Raw genomic sequence first — 16,968 nt, 5'->3', positions numbered from 1 at the left:
AACACGGCCGTTAAGCTCTTCAGCGCCGATGGTAGTTGGGGGTTTCCCCCTGTGAGAGCAGGACGCCGCCAGGCAAAAGCAGAGAGAACAGCGAAAGCTGTTCTCTTTTTTATTGTCTTGTAAACTATGTTTTTGGCCGTTTCCATCTGCCTTCATTTTGAATAATTTAATAGTAAGGACTATTTTATGAAAAAGGAGAAATGGAAAGATGTGTTCAAATTGTTGTTGCCAGTGTGGAGGCCATCGTGGCCGAAATAATGACCCGAGAGTCTTGCTTACACTTGAGGAAATAGAGCGGCTGAATGAGGAACGCTTAAATGGAATTAGATATGTAGACAGGATTTCTCAATGTGGCGGTTGTATTGTGATTCGTTTTTGTAAAGGATTAGATGCAATACGGTAAAGTGAAAGACAAAGAAAGAAACTTCTCTTAGCTGACTAAGGTTGTTTCTTTTTATTCGTTTATTCTTTAGAGTAAGATAGCTAGTCAATACATATTGAGATAAAACCATATATGTTTGTTGTATGCATCTAACACCGACCAGTTCAGTCAACTGGATCAATCGTTTTCTGAGATAGCTGTATCGGGCATATTTTTCTCAAATGAGGGAACAGTTTCTTTAGACTAATAGTGGAAAAGGAGACAAGATCATGGCTATTTTTTCAGAGACAGCATTGGATGGCATGCATGTATTAATAACCGGTACATCTGGTGACATTGGTTCCCAAACAGCTAAAATAGCAGCTTCAATGGGCGCTAAAATCTCACTTACAGGAAGAAATGAAGAAAAGCTTGAGCAGCTTGCAAATGAGTTGAAGTCCGACGGTACGGCAGTGCACTTCGTTAAAGCAGATATCTCCAATCAGGAAGAGAGGGAACATTTAATCAGATCATGTGAGAAAGAAGTTGGTTTCGTCTCAGGCTTGGTCAATTGTGCAGGTGTAGCGGGAGGAGAGGTACTCGAGGAACTAGGGGAAGAATTTGTCGCCAACATGCTACATGTCAATGTAACATCAGCAATGATGCTGACAAAGCTCGTTTACCCGAAAATGAAAGAAAAAGGATTTGGGCGAATCGTCAATGTATCTTCCTTGTCCGGTATTCGCGGCACTCATGGAAACAGTGCTTATGCGGCCAGCAAATTTGCACTTCGCGGGTTTACACAGTCTCTTGCAGTTGAAGCGGCACCACACCGTATAACGGTGAATGCCGTGTGTCCTGGCTATGTGGATACCAAAATGGGCCGCAGCGCCATTAAAAGAAGGGCAGAAGAAAAAGGACAAACCTTTGAACAGAAATATGAAGAAGTGTTAAAAGGCCTTCCATCCCGAAGAATTACGACACCAATTGAAGTCGCAAATACGATCGGTTTTTTGCTGACAGATGCAGCCCCCAATTTAACGGGTGAATCAATTCTGCTGTCGGGCGGGAGTGTGATGAAATAAGAAATCGGAATTTGTATACAGACCGTTTGATGTGTTAGTCAGACGGTCTCTTTTTTATTGAATCGTATTTAAGTTTCATTAAATTTGTTTGTTAGAAATTTTAACACAAAATCCCATTTTATCTCGTGAAATGAGAAAATAATATTTAACGAACCTGTTAGTTGTGTGAATATAAGGTTATCAATGGCAAGGTTCCAAAAAGCGTTTTTCTGGTCATCGAATGAAGGAATTGCTTTATTCACTGAACAAAGACAACAATCTTAGGGTGAAGGGGGAAGAGGCTTATGTCGTTTAAAAATGAACCATACAAAGAGATAAAAGCGATCAGTATCGGTGTAGTAAGTGAATTAACAGCCCTATCCTATAGAAAGATCCGTTATTATGAAGAGCAAAAATTAATCACACCTCAAAAATCAAAAGCGAATACCCGAAAATACTCGTTTTCAGATATCGAGAAATTAATCGAAATCTCCAGTAAAATTAAAGAAGGCTATTTAACAAAGGAAATCAGAAAAGAGATGGAACAAGCTGAAAGAAAGGGAGAAGCTGCATACGACCTTGTAGATGGACTGCAATAATGAAATCGCTTTCTAAACAAGGGCATTCTTAAAAAGTAAACATGCTCTGCAAACTGCTTCAGCAATCTGAATCAAACGATGGGCGGCTTCTTTTACTCGCTGAAGCTTTTTCGATAGAAATACCCGACCTTGAAGGCCGGGTATTTTTGATTTCTATTCAAGATTGGCATGTCTGCCATACATAGTTTCTGAATTCATTCCTTTTCGCTCCATAAGCCGCAGGATAACAGAATCGTACGTCAGCAAAAGGCTTTGTTCAAAAAGGGAACCCATCGGCTGAATCGATTTATTGCCGGTGTCTTCGCCTGATTTAGTCTGTGCCGGAATTTCTACCACAATATCCGCAAGGTTGCCAATTGTGGAATTTGGAGCGATAGTAATGGCCGCTACAAATGCACCAATAGACTTTGCTTTTTCTGCCATCGCCACAAGACTTTTTGTCTCACCAGAGCCCGAGCCGACAATAAAGATATCGCCGTCCTCTAAGTTCGGTGTGACCGTTTCCCCTACTACATACGGATCGAGTCCCATATGCATCATACGCATGGCAAACGATTTCGCCATAAATCCAGAACGTCCAGCACCGGCGACAAGCACTTTCTTGGCTTCCAGAATGCCATTGACCAGCTGTTCCGTTTGATCACCATTCATTAACGCAGCCGTGCGCTGAAGTTCATTTAAGATTTCTGCAGTATACTGAGTTGTCTGCATAATTACACAGTAACCGCTTCTTTAATCATGTTTTGCATCTGGGCAGCTGCAGATTTTTTATCCTCCTGGCTTGTAATCCCGCCGCCGACGATAATCAAATCCGGCTGCGCAGCAATCACTTCGGACAGAGTATCCATTTTAATCCCGCCGGCAATGGCTGTTTTGGCATTTTTTACAACACTTTTAATCGTACGCAGGTCTTCAAATGAATTTTGGCCAACCGCCTGCAGGTCATAGCCCGTGTGAACACAAATATAGTCAACACCCATTTCATCCAGTTCACGCGCCCGTGCTTGTTTATCTTTTACCGCAATCATATCAACCAAAATCTGCTTGCCCTGTTTTTTGGCTTCTTCTACCGCTCCTTTAATGGATGCATCTTCTGCAGCACCCAAAATGGTTACGATATCGGCACCTGAAGCTGCTGCCTGGGATACTTCATAGCCTGCCGCGTCCATAATTTTTAAGTCGGCCAGCACCGTCAAATTAGGGAAGGCATCTTTAACTTCTTTTACTGCGCGCAGACCTTCATTGATGACAACTGGTGTTCCAATCTCTACAACATCTACGTGTTCCTGCACTTCTTTGATTAGTTCGATCGCCTGTGGAATGTTTACAAGATCCAATGCCAATTGTAATTTCATAATGTGTTTCTCTCCCTTATTTAAAATTTTGTATAAGCTCAGTCTAAAGACAAAATTTTTATAAGGGAAGTACGCACTTTAAATTCAGATAGTCACAAAATGTATACTGTCTCCCTCCGGAAATGCATTTTGCGCGCTTAGTCCAAAGAAGCTGCTGGCTTATTTGGACCTTCCAGCTTTTTCTCAATAAATGTTTTGTAATCCCTGCCCCAGCTGTACATGGATTCAAAACTCGGCATTAAACTTTCCCCTTTATCGGTTAAAGAATATTCCACCTTAGGCGGCACTACAGGATAGACCTCGCGATAAACAATATAGTCGGACTCTAACTTCCTTAATTGATTCACCAGCATACGCTGGGTGATACCGGGCATTAATCCCTTCAGCTCGTTAAATCGTTTTGTGCCTTCTTTGCCCGAATGCCATAAAATAAGCGTCTTCCATTTTCAGCAATCACATGCAATGTGAGTTCTTTTTCACCGTTAAAATCTTTTGTGCAAGTATGTCCCATTTTAAACCCTCCTTAAAGTAAATGGCTAACGATGTTTTTCAATATATAACTCAGGAGCGGGCCGTGGCAAAAAAATTACAAAATAAATGATCATTAACCACAAATCCTTCTTCAAGATACTTGTTGGAACCCCTGCAGTATATTTTAAGACACTATATGAATTTAAAGTGCGTACTTATAACGGGGATATGGAGCCACTATACTAAGGGGGTAGAAAGAATAAACCAATTGAATCAAATGCAAGGAGGGGATTGAATGAAAACCATGACAATGCCTGCTAGTCTCCAAGTCGAAAAAACCGCTCTTGAAACCATTCAGGAAACAAAGTTGAGCCCAATGACGTTTGTCTTGTTTGGGGCCACAGGGGATTTAGCCAAAAGAAAAATTTTCCCCGCGTTGTATAATTTGTTTTTAGATCATAAGCTGCCAAATACTTTTTCGATTATTGGCTTAGGAAGAAGAGAATGGTCTGATCAGGATTTTCAAGCTCATATAGAAAAAGCGGTTAAAACGTTCTCGAGAAGAAGCGTACAAGATCATGCTAAGTTAAACGAATTCCTTCTTTACTGCCACTATCAACAACTTGATGGAACGAAAAAAGAGGATTATGCTGCCTTGCTTAAAAGCGTTCAAAAGTATGAAGTAGAATTGAATCTGCCGGAAAATCGGCTGTTTTATTTGTCTGTAGCGCCGGAATTCTATAATGATATTGCTTCAAACATTAAAGAAAGCGGGCTGGATGCTGTTCAGGGCTGGAAACGCCTCATTGTAGAAAAGCCTTTTGGCCATGATACCGTTTCTGCTCAAGCATTAAACAAAACATTAAGCCAGACATTTAAAGAAGAAGAAATCTATCGAATTGATCACTATCTTGGAAAGCCTATGGTTCAAGGTCTTGAATCACTGGAATTTGCAAATCCAATCTTGAAAGCGATATGGAACAACCAATATATTTCAAATGTTCAAATAACAGCTAGCGAAACGGTCGGAGTTGAAGAAAGAGCGGCCTATTATGACCAGGCAGGTGCCATAAGAGACATGGTTCAAAACCATCTATTGCAGCTTGTGATGATGACAGCCATGCATGTAACGGAAAAAGTAAGTGCAAAAGAAGTAGTCGAAAAGAAAAAAGAAATTATGCATGCTCTGCGGCCGCTGCAGAAGGAAGACGTAGCAGCTAATGTAATCCGAGGCCAGTATAGACCGGGAGACATACTTGGTGAAAAGGTGATGGCTTATAACGAAGAGCCTGGCGTCGATGCTTCATCAAAAAACGATACCTTTATTGCAGCCCGCTTGTGGATTGATGATGACTTTTGGGCAGGCGTCCCTTTTTATATTCGAACTGGTAAAAGAATGAAAGAAAAATCAACAAGAATTGTGATTGAATTTAAAAATCAGCCTGCCAAAGCAGACGCGGATCAAAAGAAAGCAATGCCGCCTAATCTTTTAACTATTGAAATCAATCCGCGTGAAAATGTTTCCTTACGTTTAAATATGAAAAATCCGCTGACAAACCGGATTGAACCTGTTTCTATTGATCTTTCATCGGGCAATGAAAATCTGCCGGAAGCGTATGAGCTGCTCCTATTTGATGCGATTGGGGGCAACTCCACATTTTTTGCCCATTGGCAGGAAGTCGAACTTTCCTGGAAGTGGGTTCAGCCTATATTGGAAGCATTTGAAGAAGATAGGGTTCCTTTGTACACTTATCCAGCCGGTTCGATGGGTCCAGATGTTTCGAAAGAGCTACTGAAAGCAGACGGTTTTCATTGGTGGGAGCCGGAAAAGGCTAATTGGTAATAAAGAATTCGGTAAAGAAGAGGAGATATGAATATGAGAATAGGTTTGATTGGTTTAGGAAAAATGGGGATAAATCTTGGCCAAAATCTTATTGATCATGATTATGAAGTCGCAGCATTTGATCTTAACCCGGATGCCACCGATGAAATGAGAAAGTACGGAGCTGCTCCATTTTCCAGCTTGCAGGAACTTGTAGCATTTCTGCCCCAGCCCAGGATCCTCTGGCTCATGGTTCCGCATGCAGCAGTCGATTCTGTTCTTGGCGAACTGACACCGCTGCTAAGTAAAGGGGATATCGTGATCGAAGCGGGCAATTCTCATTATAAAGAATCGATTCGCCGCTACGATCATTTGAAAACAGAGGGCATTCATTTTATGGACGTCGGGACTTCCGGCGGTATAGCAGGAGCTCGTCATGGAGCCTGTTATATGGCAGGAGGAGATCTGGAGGCGTGGAAAATAATAGAGCCTATTTTCAGGGATACAGCCGTTGAGAAAGGCTTTTTATACGCAGGAAAAGCAGGCAGCGGCCACTATTTGAAAATGATTCACAACGGTATTGAGTATGGCATGATGGCAGCGATTGGAGAAGGATTTGAAATCCTTGAAAAAAGCGAGTTTGATTATGACTATGAAAAGGTTGCGAGTGTCTGGAACAATGGGTCTGTTATACGTTCCTGGCTGATGGAATTAACCGAAAATGCCTTTTCAAAAGATGCCCATTTGGATGAAATAAAAGGCGTTATGCATTCCTCGGGTGAAGGAAAATGGACGGTGGAAGAAGCGCTTCATTTGCAAGCCGCTGCACCTGTAATTACCATGTCTTTACTCATGCGCTACCGATCTTTGAGCGATGACACTTTTACAGGAAAGGTAGTGGCAGCTCTTCGTAATGAATTCGGCGGCCATGCGGTAGAAAAAGTAAAAGTGTAAGATCCTATCCTGGTTTACAGACATTGAGTAAGAAAATGTTTCTTCTAACAAAAGAGAATATTTTGTAACTGGAAATAATGGATGTTTAATAGATTTACAATCGGATGATTTGCCAGAGTACATGAGCTTAGGGGGCTTTAAAGAGGAGGGAATCATTTGTCAGAAGTGATTCAAAAATCTGCTATGCTGCTTCATGCGCTTCGTTCCGCTGATTATACGGAGAAGGAAGAATGGAGCGCCACCGAAATGGGCTGCAGGCTTAATATGAGTGTTCAAACTGTACACCGGCTGCTTTCCTCTTTAGAAGGGTATGGCTTTGTCGCGAAAAATCCGGAGACAAAAAAATTCAGATTAGGTCTCTCCCTGTTAAAGTTAGGAATGGCTATCAAAGAAAATTCATCGATTAGAAACAGTGCACTTTCGGTTATGGAAAAACTAATGAGCCAGACAAAGGAAAAGGTATATTTAACAGTTCCTGAAGGTAATGAAGGAGTTTTTATTGACTGTGTTCAGCCTGGCTTCATAGTGCTTGATGAGTACATTGGCGTAAGAAGTGCTTTAAGCATCGGGGCTGCCAACAAAGTAATTTTAGCCCATGAAAGCAGAAAAAAGCGCCAAAAAATCATGCAGAACCTTTATAAAAAAGGAGAAATCAGTGACTTAAACCAATTTGAAAAAACCTTAAACATCATAGCAAAATGCGGTGTCTCTATATGTTTTGAAGAAATAAAAGAAGGAAATGCAGAGATTGCTGCACCTATTTTTTCCTGTGATAATCATGTTACTGCGTCTATAAGTGTAATAAGTCCATCATTTGGGTTTGACGAACAAGAAATTTATATAACTATACAGTACGTTCAAAATGCTGCAGAAGAAGTTTCGAGAAATCTAGGGTGGAAAGTAAGAGAGTCCTTAAATTTTTAATTCAAAAAAACAATACAGATTGCATAGGAATTGACCGTAAAATTAAACAGGATAAAAAACGCTTGGATATTTCTAAGTGTTTTTCATCCTGTTTAATTTTGTTTTTAACTACCGCTTCTGACAGTTAAAAAGTTTATAGTTTTCTCCAAATTCATGTGCTCCTCGGTTTTTTCTTTTCATAAATTATTAAAACCAAGCAATACCAATTATCATCAGACAGAAGGTAATATTTTGCGCAACTCCTATAATGTTATTCCAGCTGCTCGCGCCGTGTATAAATAGCTGTAGAATTAAACCAAAAAGTAAAATTAGTAAGATATATGGCGATTTTTTAAAATAAAAATCCTATACCCCCACCAAAACCACCGCCAACAACTCACAAAATAAAACGTAATTGCGATGACTGTATGTATAGAACCAAGTAATACAGCTTCCTTAATACTTGTTCCAAATAAATAACCAACTATCATTGCAACTATAAACCACATTGTTAAGGAGTTTATCATTACAGCTAAATAAAACAAGAGATAAATTCAAAAACTGAAACTGTTGAACCATCCCCAGAGTATGGCACATTATCAGATATCACCGAAAAAAGTCCTAAAATTAAACCAATGATAAAGGTAAAGATAATAAATCTTTTCCAATTCCCCCGGTATTTTTGTTTAGTCTCCAAAACAGACACCACTCCCCTAATTAGTAGATATACAATCAACAATCCATAACACATTTTAACATAAAATTCCAAAATATCTTTGTTTGTTGTCGATTATTAACGGCCTTTCAAGGATAATCAACTTTTTTGGATTTGTTTAAAGAAAGGTTCGCTTTTTCCAATTACATTTTAATAAGAGGTACTATCATAAAGAGAATTATATCCACCCAAAAAATGATTATATGGGAAAGGAGTTTACTGCCAAGCCGGCATCACATAAGTTTCTTGGAAGGAGAGAATAACGTGTCTGAAGTAATAAGAAAAACGGCGCTACTACTGCATGCTATGAAGCCAACGAAAGAAAGAGAAGAATGGAGTACAACAGAATTAAGCAGGGATCTAGGCATTCCCGTTCAAACCGTGCATCGGCTTCTTTCCTCTTTGGAAGAGCATGGTTTTGTATACAGAAGCCCAGAAACGAAAAAATTCCGGCTGGGGCTGCTGATTTTACAATTAGGCCTGGCCGGAAAAAACAATTTGTCTGTTCGAAAACAATCTGTCACTGTAATGCAAGAGTTAGTGAGAAAAAGATATAATCCGGTTTTTCTTACTGTCCCAGAGGGAGATGAAGGGGTGTTGATTGAATATATAAGTCCAGGCACACCCAAATCGAAAGAACTGATAGGAACTCGATTTTTTCTGTTTGAGGGTGCTTTTAACAAAGTGATGTTAGCTTTTATGAAAAGGCAGAGGCAGCTGAAAATGTTTGAAATTCTCTCTGGAATGGAAGAAAGTAACAAATTAAAAGAACTGGAGGATGAATTAACGATCATTCAAAAAGCTGGCTGGGCTGTGTCATTTAATGAAATTCATCCAGAAACGGCCTGTATATCAGCTCCTATTTTTAATTGGGAAAACGAAGTTGTAGCTTCTGTAAGTATGATGGTTTGGGAAGAAGCTTTTGCTGAGGATTCAAAAGGAACGAATATAAAAAGTATAAAAAAAGCAGCAGAAGAAATTTCATCAGAATTAGGCTGGATCCAAAATATCCGGCAAGTTTTTTAAGCTCATACAGCACAAACTGTTTCATCATTTCGAAAACGAATTAAGGGCCCCTCATTTGTTTCTTATGCAGATGAGAGGCTTTTTGATTTAGATAAATCGTGAAACTGAAAAGGATCCTATCCATTAAAAAATGATAATTGTGCCTTCTGTTAAGCAAGGTTAGAGTACATCGCGAGTGTTTTTTTATACTGCTTTGGGGTCACGTTCATTAGTTTTTTGAAATCTTTTATAAAATGCGGCTGGTCATAGTAACCATTTTCATGTATAACGTCATGCACGTCTACATGACCCATTTTTAAAATGCAGCTCAAAGAATTTTGAAACTGCACGACTTTGCAAAACTGTTTTGGTGAAAAGCCGATATATTCTTCAAATTTCCGGCGGATATACTGTTCCGAATACCCGATTTCGGTAGATAATTGCTTGATATTCAACATTCCCCCGGACAGGTAGATTTTTTTGATTGAATAATCGATGAGATCAAGCCCGTTGCCCGACATCTCTGCACTTTTATGTATGAATTGTTTAAACAGCGTGATGCGTTCGCCAAATGATGCTGCTAAGCTGATTTGTTCAATAAGACATGGATCAAAGAGTAAAACATCCGCTAGCGGAATGAGCTGATTTAAAAGCTCTTTCATTGGGTAGCGCAGCTTCAGCAGACTTTGTTCTGGAAAAAAACGAACCCCAAAATAGTCACAGCCATCTACAAATTCCGGTTGTTTCAGCCTAGAGACCGGGCTGGTCCAAAGAAAAGCCGAAGGAGTCTTGGCATCACAGCAAAAAATGATATCAAAGCATCCATCCGGGATGAGTGAAAGAGACGTTTTTTGTCCTTTCTTCGTTTCAAATTGATAAAAAAGCGCAATGTCTTTACTTTTAGAGTAATCAGCTGGCATCAATTCTCGATAATGGGTTGTTGTCATTTGAATTTCAGGCTGAAAAGGAAAGTAGATGGTTTCTTTCATAACGTTTACCCCTTTATTCTTAATTTGTCAGGAATAGTAACATTATGAGGAGGATTATGAGGTAAAAACAATTTGTTTGTAAGATAATGTAACGAGTTTTCTGAAAATTTAAACTTTGTTTCGTTTTTTACAATAAAAATATTAAAAATCTGACTACTCTATGGGTAGGCAAAGCGAAAAGAAACAGATTTGATGCTTTAAAGATAAGTCCTTTAGCGATATAAAAGAAGGGAGGATTATAAAATAAGCATATCTTTAGAGTAAAATCTGATAGTTGACGTTTAATTTCCAGGGTGAACCGTTTTACGTATTGAGAACAATATATAAATGATTTGGCGATTAAAATCAATAAAAAGAAATAGGGTCATCAATTTTCAATAATCTTACATGGTACATGGTAAAAGTGGGGATAAGAAGTTGTTCTGACGTATTACTTAAGTAGCAAGAGGTATGTATGAATTTTACAATGAAAAAGTTGCTGAATCTGAACTCTTACTGCTTGAAATTAAAAACTTTACGATTTATTTTTTAAGAAATTATTGACATATGTATGCGCTTACAGATAAAATTGCATTAAATCTTGCATGGTACATAGTACATGCAACAGACGAGATGTGAGGTGATGATCGAAATAGGTTCTTTTAATAACACAGAGTGTTTATATACGGGACAATAAGGTGAGGGCAACGAATTTTTAATGAGAGATTAATGAAAAGTATTGAAACAGGAAGTTTAACAATGATTAGCTTGGCTGAAAATGGTGTCTCAATTTCTATTTCACTTAATGAAATAAAAAGGACATTGAGGAAAATTATCAAAAAGGGATTTGGAGGGCAGTTATGGTTGAATATGTTATTCCATAAAACATGTTCATTAATAAGTATGAAAAGCTATAATACACCTTAAGGATCTAAGGCTTAAACTGAGACAAGGATAATTTGATTCATTCCGTAAGTGTTAAAAATCATCTTTCACTAGAATATGTCTAATCCAGCACAGTGTTGTAGTAGTTGTTTCATTAAGGTGCAGGTTATTATGCTGAAAAGGCAGGTAGCTAAACAGGAACAGCATCCCTTTTAAGATACGGCAGTGTTCCTCTTGCATTAAGTAAGTCATACAATGTGACAATTACGGATCATGAAAAATAAATAGGTTAAGAGTTTTCTGATATTTCGTAATATTTTGTTTGTATTTACTGTAAAATTGCGGATTAATAGGGAGCGTTTAGTTTGAAATAATTGGTGAGTAAAAAAGTTTATAAAAACTTAGCAAACTATTTCATACAGCCTTATACACCTGTCCACCGAAATACTTCTAATTACAAATTCACTTAAAGGGGGAAATTCAGTGAAAGTTGAAACGCGTACTATTGAGTATATCCCAGCGGAAGAAAGGCATGGAAAAGCTAAAGATTTATTCCCAATTTGGTTTGGAGCAAACATGCATATTACAACCCTTGTAACAGGGGCATTGCCGATCAGTTTAGGGCTTAACTTATTTTGGAGCTTTGCAGCCATTATTGTTGGTACCTTATTAGGCGCCATTTTTATGGCTTCCCATTCTGCTCAAGGACCTAAGCTGGGAATACCACAAATGATTCAGAGCAGAGCACAGTTTGGAGTTATTGGCGCTATTTTCCCATTGTTTCTTGTAATGTTTGTTTACTTAGGTTTTTTTGCTAGCAGCGGTTTGCTTGCGGCTCAAACCTTAAGCAGTTTAGTATCTATTGATCAAACATGGAGCATTTTAATTTTAAATATTCTTTGTTTTGTAGTAACTATTTTTGGACATGATTTAATTCACAAAATGCAAAAAATACTTTCTTGGTCATCACTTGTCATTTATCTTGTGGCGACGGTTATTATTTTCCAGCTGCCACTTCCATCGGGCATTTGGTCAGCTGGGAGCGTAGATTGGCCTGTATTTTTATTAGCGGTTAGTATTGTGGCTACGTGGCAATTAGCCTATGCCCCATATGTTGCAGATTATTCCCGCTATCTTCCGGTTACCACCTCGACGGCTCAAACATTTTGGTACAGTTATGCGGGTACAGTAGTCGGAACTATTTGGATGATGGTTTTGGGTTCAACGTTAACTGTTGCGATTCCAAACTTTCTTGATCATTCAGGGAGCAATTTGGGACAGTTGTTTGGAAGCTTTGCCATTGTGATGTATCTCCTCATCATCTTTGGACAGCTTTCCATTAATGTATTTAATTTGTATGGTGCATTTATGTCAACAATTACAACAATAGAACCTTTCGTTAAATTGAAGGTTACACCAAGGGTGCGCGTGGGAATGATTTTTGGTGTGACAGTAATGGGCACTATACTATGCTTGTTAGGGCAAAGTAATTTTCTTGCGTTTTTTTTAAATTTCATCTTTTTTATTAGTTATTTCTTAATTCCATGGACTTCTATTAATCTTGTTGATTATTATCTGCTGCGCCATGGTCAATACAATGTAAAAGATATTTTTGACATAAATGGCCAATACGGAAAAATCAATTGGATCACAACGATAGCATTTCTTGTATCAGTCATTGCAGAAATTCCTTTTATAAACACTTCTTTCTACGTAGGACCTATAGCCAGAGCTTTAGAAGGGGCGGATATTGCTTGGTTAGTTGGATTGGTTGTCCCTGCAGTTTTGTACTATTTCCCAATGAAACGGAAGTTAAATAACTCTAAGTATACTGGTGAAAATCAAGAAACAGCTATTGTAGAGAATTTGGATAATTTAAATAGTAAATCCTAGTTAGCTGCAGTTCATGTGGGCTGCTGCTAAAAATAAACATATCTCAGTACAAACAAAATATTTATATTACATTGAAATCATACAAAATATATTATAAGGAGCTTTAAGAATGCACTCGAAAAAATTTGATGAGGGACTCGAGGTTCGCAGGGCCATTCTAGGCGCTGACTATGTTGATCATTCTATCAATAATGCTACAGACTTCAACCGGCCTTTACAGGAGTTAGTAACCGAGTACTGTTGGGGTGAGATCTGGACAAGACCGGGGCTGTCAAGGAAGAATCGCAGTATGATCAATCTTGCAATGATAACAGCACTAAATCGTCCGCATGAACTTAAACTGCATATACGTGGAGCAATTACTAATGGTTTAACTATTGAAGAAATTCAAGAGGTCTTTTTGCAATGTGCCATTTACTGTGGTGTACCAGCAGCTATTGACAGCTTCAGGATAGCACAGGAAGTATTAAAGGAAATGGAGCAAAGTGAAGTTTAATATGCGGTAGAAGAAGGTATTCTGATTTCTTGATTGTATAAAGATAAAAATGAATGTTATCTAAACAGAAGTTTTTAATTTTTGAAAAAACATAAAATATTTTCTGAATTTTCTATAAAGTTTATTGACAAGGATTACTAATATAAGTAGAATTAAGCCAACAAACATCTTGCATGGTACATGGTAATCAAAAATAAGTATATGATTTGAAGAACTTTTATATTTATTCGCCATTGCGTCATGTACCAAATAGGGAGGCGGACACACCTACAATGATTTTAACAACAAGTATAACCACACAAGTAACAAATGCTATCCGTGAAGCAATTGTGACCGGAGAATTTGAGCCAGGCAGAAAATTATCAGAATTTGAACTATCAGAACACTATAAAGTAAGCCGGACCCCTGTTAGAGAAGCATTTAAGCAATTGGAAAGAGAAGGTCTTGTAGAAATTATTCCACGGGTTGGCACTTGCGTGACAAAACCTACAGAGAAAGAGATTGCAGAGCTATTTACAGTAAAAGAAGTGCTTGAAGGACTCGCAGCCGGTCTTTTGGCTGAAAACAGACATGTGAAGGAAATTGATGATCTTCAAAAAGCAGTTCAATCAATGGAAAAAGCAGTTCAGTTTTCTGATCATAAGCAATTTGTTGAAGCCAACAATGCTTTTCATGAAGCAGTGATTAATGGAGCAAACAATTCAAAATTAAGCTTTATGCTCAATATGTTGATCAATCAAATTCCATATAACCGCTATGTTTACTTGAGTATTGAGGTGCCGAACCGCTTAGAAAAGTCACTTAAGGAGCATCAATTTATCCTTGAAACCATTCTAAGCGGAAACCGTGAAGCTGCAGAAAAAGCTATGCGAGAGCATGTAAGAGCAAGCGCCATGCAGCTTCAAAAAGGAATCAGTCAAAAATTACGAGAGATCAATCTAAAGGAGGAAAATATATGAAATTTGGAATTTTTGCTAACTTGGCAGGACCTGGTCGTATTGAAGACTATGCAACAGTGCTAGATGAAGCACGCGAGCAAGCGGTATACTGTGATGAAAACGGTTACGACTCTATCTGGTACACAGAACATCATTTTGGACATGAAGGAAATGAACTAATTACCAACCCTATTTTAATGGGGGCAGATATTGCAGCCCGGACAAAAAACATTCGAATTGGACAAGCCGCAAATGTCGCAACATTTTGGCATCCGCTTCGTTTAGCAGAAGACATTGCCATGCTTGACCAGTTAAGCAAAGGGCGGGTAGAAGTTGGGCTGGCGCGTGGATTATATGGAAGGGAAGCGGCTAATTTAAACACACTTTCTGATCCAACCAATCAAGCGCAAAATCGAGCTTTGTTTGAAGAAACAGTTGAAATTATGAAAAAAGCCTGGTCTAATCGATTCTTCTCACACGAAGGAGATATTTATCAATTCCCGCCAAAAGGATTAAAGTGGAATCATCCAATGAGCCCTCCTTCTGAAGAATATATGGATATGGAAAAAGGCGAGATCAGCAAAATTTCCTTAGTGCCTCAGCCGTATCAAAAACCATTTCCACAACTTTGGCAAACAATTGATTCACCGCGGTCCATTGAGCTGGCAGCTGAAAACAACATTAAGGGAATTTTCTGGATGCCTACCGTGAAAGAATTAAAAGGCCGTTTTGAATTGTACCGGGAAAAAGCATCTGCAGCACGTGGATATGATGTACCGCTTGGGGAGGGTATTGCGCTTGTGCGGGATGTATATGTGGCGGAAACAATGGAGCAGGCAAGAGAAGATGCGGCGGAGGCTGTACTCAATACGTATCGTTGGATTTGCCATTGGCGTGGACTGGGCAACTTAATGGATCCGGGTGAAGCTGTGAAAGAAGGCCAGGAGTTAAACTATGATTTTCTTCATCCGCGTAACTTATTATTTGGAACACCAGAGTATGTAACAGAGAAAATCAAAGAGCTGCAGGAAGAATTAAACCTGCAAAATCTTTTGTTATGGGTGAACCACAGTCACCTGCCTCATGAAAAAGTAATGAAAAGCTTGAAATTATTTACAGATCAAGTAATGCCGAACTTTACAAATACAAATCAGGAGGTATACCTATAATGCTAGAAGTGAGAAAAGTGTACACAGCGGTTGAAGAAACTCGGATCGATGGCGGAAAAAAACTTGATACTCCAATTAAAATGATTACCACAATGCTGGTGATGAAAAATCCTTGGGCAGGAAGAGGGTATGTGGAAGATTTGATGCCGGAAATTAATGCATACGCTCCTGAAATCGGTGAAATTTTAGTGTCGGAACTATTTAAGCATATTGATTCTGCAACGGATGTAGAGGCATTTGGAAAAGCGGCTGTCGTAGGTGCCGATGGAGAAATGGAGCATGCCTCGGCTTTTATCCACACGTTAAAGTTTGGAAATAAATTTAGAGATGCCGTGCAAGGAACAAGTATTTTAACTTTCACCAATAAACGCGGGGGACCGGGAACAGCTGTAACGATCCCAATGGTGCATAAAACTGATGAATCAGAACGGTCTCACTTTATTACATTTGAGGCAGCGATTCCTGATGCGCCAAGAGCTGATGAAATTGTAGTAGCCATCGGTGCTTCCACAGGCGGGCGCCCTCATCCGAGAACAGGAAACCGCCATCAGGATATGATTGAGATGGGGCTTGTCTGATGCCTATAGCAGGGGCTACTTATTATAAGGAAGAAGGACAAGGCGAGCCGCTTATTCTTATTCATGGAGTAGGTTTAGACCATTCTATGTGGGAAAAGCAGGTTAAAGCTTTATCCAGCCAGTTTCGTGTCATTGTGTACGATATGGTAGGGCATGGAGGATCAGAGCATCCTCCAGCCCCTTATTCTATTTCCCAGTTTGCGAAACAGTTGGCTGATTTAATGGGGCATTTAAACATTAAGCAAAGCCACATTGTTGGGTTTTCAATGGGCGGTATGACGGCCCAAGCCTTTGCCTTAACATATCCTGAAAAAGTCAAAACATTAACGATTATGAGTGCAGTGGCAAACCGAACGAACGAGCAACGGGCAGCAATATTAAGTAGAGTTCAAGAACTAAAAGCCAAAGGGCCTTCAGCTACGATTGAGCCAGCTATCCAACGCTGGTTTAGCAAAGCGTTTCAAGAGCAAAACCAACGCATAGTTCACCAAATAAGACAGAGGCTTCAACATAATAACCCCGAGTCATACTTGGCAGCATATACACTTTTCGCAACCGCTGACGAGGAACTATGGACAAATTTTCATGAAATAAATGTCCCTGTTTTTATCATAACGGGAGAAGAAGATGTTGGTTCAAACCCACAGATGTCAGAGCAAATGCATGAAAAACTATCACAATCCAAGCTTACTATTGTACCGGGCATGAAGCATATGCTTCCGGTAGAAGGCGCGGCTCTTGTGAATGAAGCGCTTTCTTCGTTTATTCATTCGCAAGCAGCAGCAAAATAAA

Annotated in this window: 15 protein-coding genes and 1 pseudogene; 12 read left to right on the top strand and 4 right to left on the bottom strand. The window is 39.1% G+C overall.

Going from position 1 to position 16,968, the window contains the following annotated elements:
* The first annotated feature begins 651 nt into the window (after positions 1–651).
* Positions 652–1,446 (top strand): SDR family NAD(P)-dependent oxidoreductase, encoded by a 795-nt coding sequence (locus tag RG959_RS22050; RefSeq protein ID WP_342798967.1) that lies wholly within the window; start codon positions 652–654, stop codon positions 1,444–1,446.
* Positions 1,447–1,730: 284 nt separating this feature from the next.
* Positions 1,731–2,024: a MerR family transcriptional regulator gene (locus tag RG959_RS22045; protein ID WP_342798966.1), complete on the top strand. Its 294-nt coding sequence runs from the start codon at positions 1,731–1,733 to the stop codon at positions 2,022–2,024.
* A 153-nt stretch (positions 2,025–2,177) separates the two neighbouring features.
* On the opposite strand, the gene hxlB is transcribed toward RG959_RS22045, so the two are convergent.
* The 3 genes and pseudogenes from hxlB to RG959_RS22030 form a co-directional block, all read right to left on the bottom strand.
* On the bottom strand, positions 2,178–2,735 hold the full coding sequence (hxlB, locus tag RG959_RS22040; RefSeq protein WP_342798965.1) for a 6-phospho-3-hexuloisomerase: 558 nt from the start codon (positions 2,733–2,735) through the stop codon (positions 2,178–2,180).
* A gap of 2 nt (positions 2,736–2,737) precedes the next feature.
* Positions 2,738–3,379, bottom strand: coding sequence for a 3-hexulose-6-phosphate synthase (hxlA, locus tag RG959_RS22035; RefSeq protein WP_342798964.1), 642 nt, complete (start codon positions 3,377–3,379; stop codon positions 2,738–2,740).
* A 137-nt stretch (positions 3,380–3,516) separates the two neighbouring features.
* Positions 3,517–3,890, bottom strand: a pseudogene (locus RG959_RS22030) (winged helix-turn-helix transcriptional regulator).
* A 327-nt stretch (positions 3,891–4,217) separates the two neighbouring features.
* Here RG959_RS22030 and zwf point away from each other — a divergent pair.
* From zwf to RG959_RS22010, 4 genes are all read left to right on the top strand, one after another.
* Positions 4,218–5,693, top strand: coding sequence for a glucose-6-phosphate dehydrogenase (gene zwf / locus RG959_RS22025; RefSeq protein WP_342798970.1), 1,476 nt, complete (start codon positions 4,218–4,220; stop codon positions 5,691–5,693).
* A 33-nt stretch (positions 5,694–5,726) separates the two neighbouring features.
* Positions 5,727–6,626 carry a phosphogluconate dehydrogenase (NAD(+)-dependent, decarboxylating) gene (gnd, locus tag RG959_RS22020; RefSeq protein ID WP_342798963.1) on the top strand — a complete coding sequence of 300 codons (900 nt, stop codon included), beginning with the start codon at positions 5,727–5,729 and terminating at the stop codon, positions 6,624–6,626.
* Positions 6,627–6,890: 264 nt separating this feature from the next.
* Positions 6,891–7,550 (top strand): IclR family transcriptional regulator, encoded by a 660-nt coding sequence (locus RG959_RS22015; protein WP_342798962.1) that lies wholly within the window; start codon positions 6,891–6,893, stop codon positions 7,548–7,550.
* A gap of 802 nt (positions 7,551–8,352) precedes the next feature.
* Entirely contained in the window at positions 8,353–9,270 is a 918-nt protein-coding gene (locus RG959_RS22010; RefSeq protein WP_342798961.1) for an IclR family transcriptional regulator, read from the top strand.
* Between the two features lie 149 nt (positions 9,271–9,419).
* On the opposite strand, the gene RG959_RS22005 is transcribed toward RG959_RS22010, so the two are convergent.
* On the bottom strand, positions 9,420–10,238 hold the full coding sequence (locus RG959_RS22005; protein ID WP_342798960.1) for a helix-turn-helix domain-containing protein: 819 nt from the start codon (positions 10,236–10,238) through the stop codon (positions 9,420–9,422).
* Positions 10,239–11,585: 1,347 nt separating this feature from the next.
* Between RG959_RS22005 and RG959_RS22000 the strand changes: the two genes are divergently transcribed.
* The 6 genes from RG959_RS22000 (at position 11,586) to RG959_RS21975 (ending at position 16,967) form a co-directional block, all read left to right on the top strand.
* On the top strand, positions 11,586–12,995 hold the full coding sequence (locus RG959_RS22000) for a purine-cytosine permease family protein (protein ID WP_342798959.1): 1,410 nt from the start codon (positions 11,586–11,588) through the stop codon (positions 12,993–12,995).
* A 109-nt stretch (positions 12,996–13,104) separates the two neighbouring features.
* Positions 13,105–13,491, top strand: coding sequence for a 4-carboxymuconolactone decarboxylase (pcaC, locus tag RG959_RS21995; RefSeq protein ID WP_342798958.1), 387 nt, complete (start codon positions 13,105–13,107; stop codon positions 13,489–13,491).
* 272 nt (positions 13,492–13,763) lie between these two features.
* A complete protein-coding gene (locus tag RG959_RS21990; protein WP_251273821.1) occupies positions 13,764–14,450 on the top strand; it encodes a GntR family transcriptional regulator in 687 nt (228 codons plus the stop codon).
* Positions 14,447–15,598 (top strand): LLM class flavin-dependent oxidoreductase, encoded by a 1,152-nt coding sequence (locus RG959_RS21985; protein ID WP_342798957.1) that lies wholly within the window; start codon positions 14,447–14,449, stop codon positions 15,596–15,598. The genes RG959_RS21990 and RG959_RS21985 overlap by 4 nt, the downstream gene beginning before the upstream one ends.
* A complete protein-coding gene (locus tag RG959_RS21980) occupies positions 15,598–16,176 on the top strand; it encodes an amino acid synthesis family protein (RefSeq protein WP_483298916.1) in 579 nt (192 codons plus the stop codon). The genes RG959_RS21985 and RG959_RS21980 overlap by 1 nt, the downstream gene beginning before the upstream one ends.
* Positions 16,176–16,967, top strand: coding sequence for an alpha/beta fold hydrolase (locus tag RG959_RS21975; RefSeq protein WP_342798956.1), 792 nt, complete (start codon positions 16,176–16,178; stop codon positions 16,965–16,967). Before RG959_RS21980 ends, RG959_RS21975 begins: the two co-directional genes overlap by 1 nt.
* Position 16,968 lies beyond the last annotated feature (1 nt).

Source organism: Domibacillus sp. 8LH, from assembly GCF_038806185.1.
GTDB lineage: Bacteria > Bacillota > Bacilli > Bacillales > Domibacillaceae > Domibacillus > Domibacillus indicus_A.
This window is presented reverse-complemented; position numbering and strand designations above follow the sequence as displayed.

Coding starts and splice junctions, on each gene's coding strand:
- RG959_RS22050 (WP_342798967.1), top strand. CDS start 652: ATGGCTATTTTTTCAGAGACAGCATTGGATGGCATGCATGTATTAATA.
- RG959_RS22045 (WP_342798966.1), top strand. CDS start 1,731: ATGTCGTTTAAAAATGAACCATACAAAGAGATAAAAGCGATCAGTATC.
- hxlB (WP_342798965.1), bottom strand. CDS start 2,735: ATGCAGACAACTCAGTATACTGCAGAAATCTTAAATGAACTTCAGCGC.
- hxlA (WP_342798964.1), bottom strand. CDS start 3,379: ATGAAATTACAATTGGCATTGGATCTTGTAAACATTCCACAGGCGATC.
- gnd (WP_342798963.1), top strand. CDS start 5,727: ATGAGAATAGGTTTGATTGGTTTAGGAAAAATGGGGATAAATCTTGGC.
- RG959_RS22015 (WP_342798962.1), top strand. CDS start 6,891: ATGAGTGTTCAAACTGTACACCGGCTGCTTTCCTCTTTAGAAGGGTAT.
- RG959_RS22005 (WP_342798960.1), bottom strand. CDS start 10,238: ATGAAAGAAACCATCTACTTTCCTTTTCAGCCTGAAATTCAAATGACA.
- pcaC (WP_342798958.1), top strand. CDS start 13,105: ATGCACTCGAAAAAATTTGATGAGGGACTCGAGGTTCGCAGGGCCATT.
- RG959_RS21990 (WP_251273821.1), top strand. CDS start 13,764: ATGATTTTAACAACAAGTATAACCACACAAGTAACAAATGCTATCCGT.
- RG959_RS21985 (WP_342798957.1), top strand. CDS start 14,447: ATGAAATTTGGAATTTTTGCTAACTTGGCAGGACCTGGTCGTATTGAA.
- RG959_RS21980 (WP_483298916.1), top strand. CDS start 15,598: ATGCTAGAAGTGAGAAAAGTGTACACAGCGGTTGAAGAAACTCGGATC.
- RG959_RS21975 (WP_342798956.1), top strand. CDS start 16,176: ATGCCTATAGCAGGGGCTACTTATTATAAGGAAGAAGGACAAGGCGAG.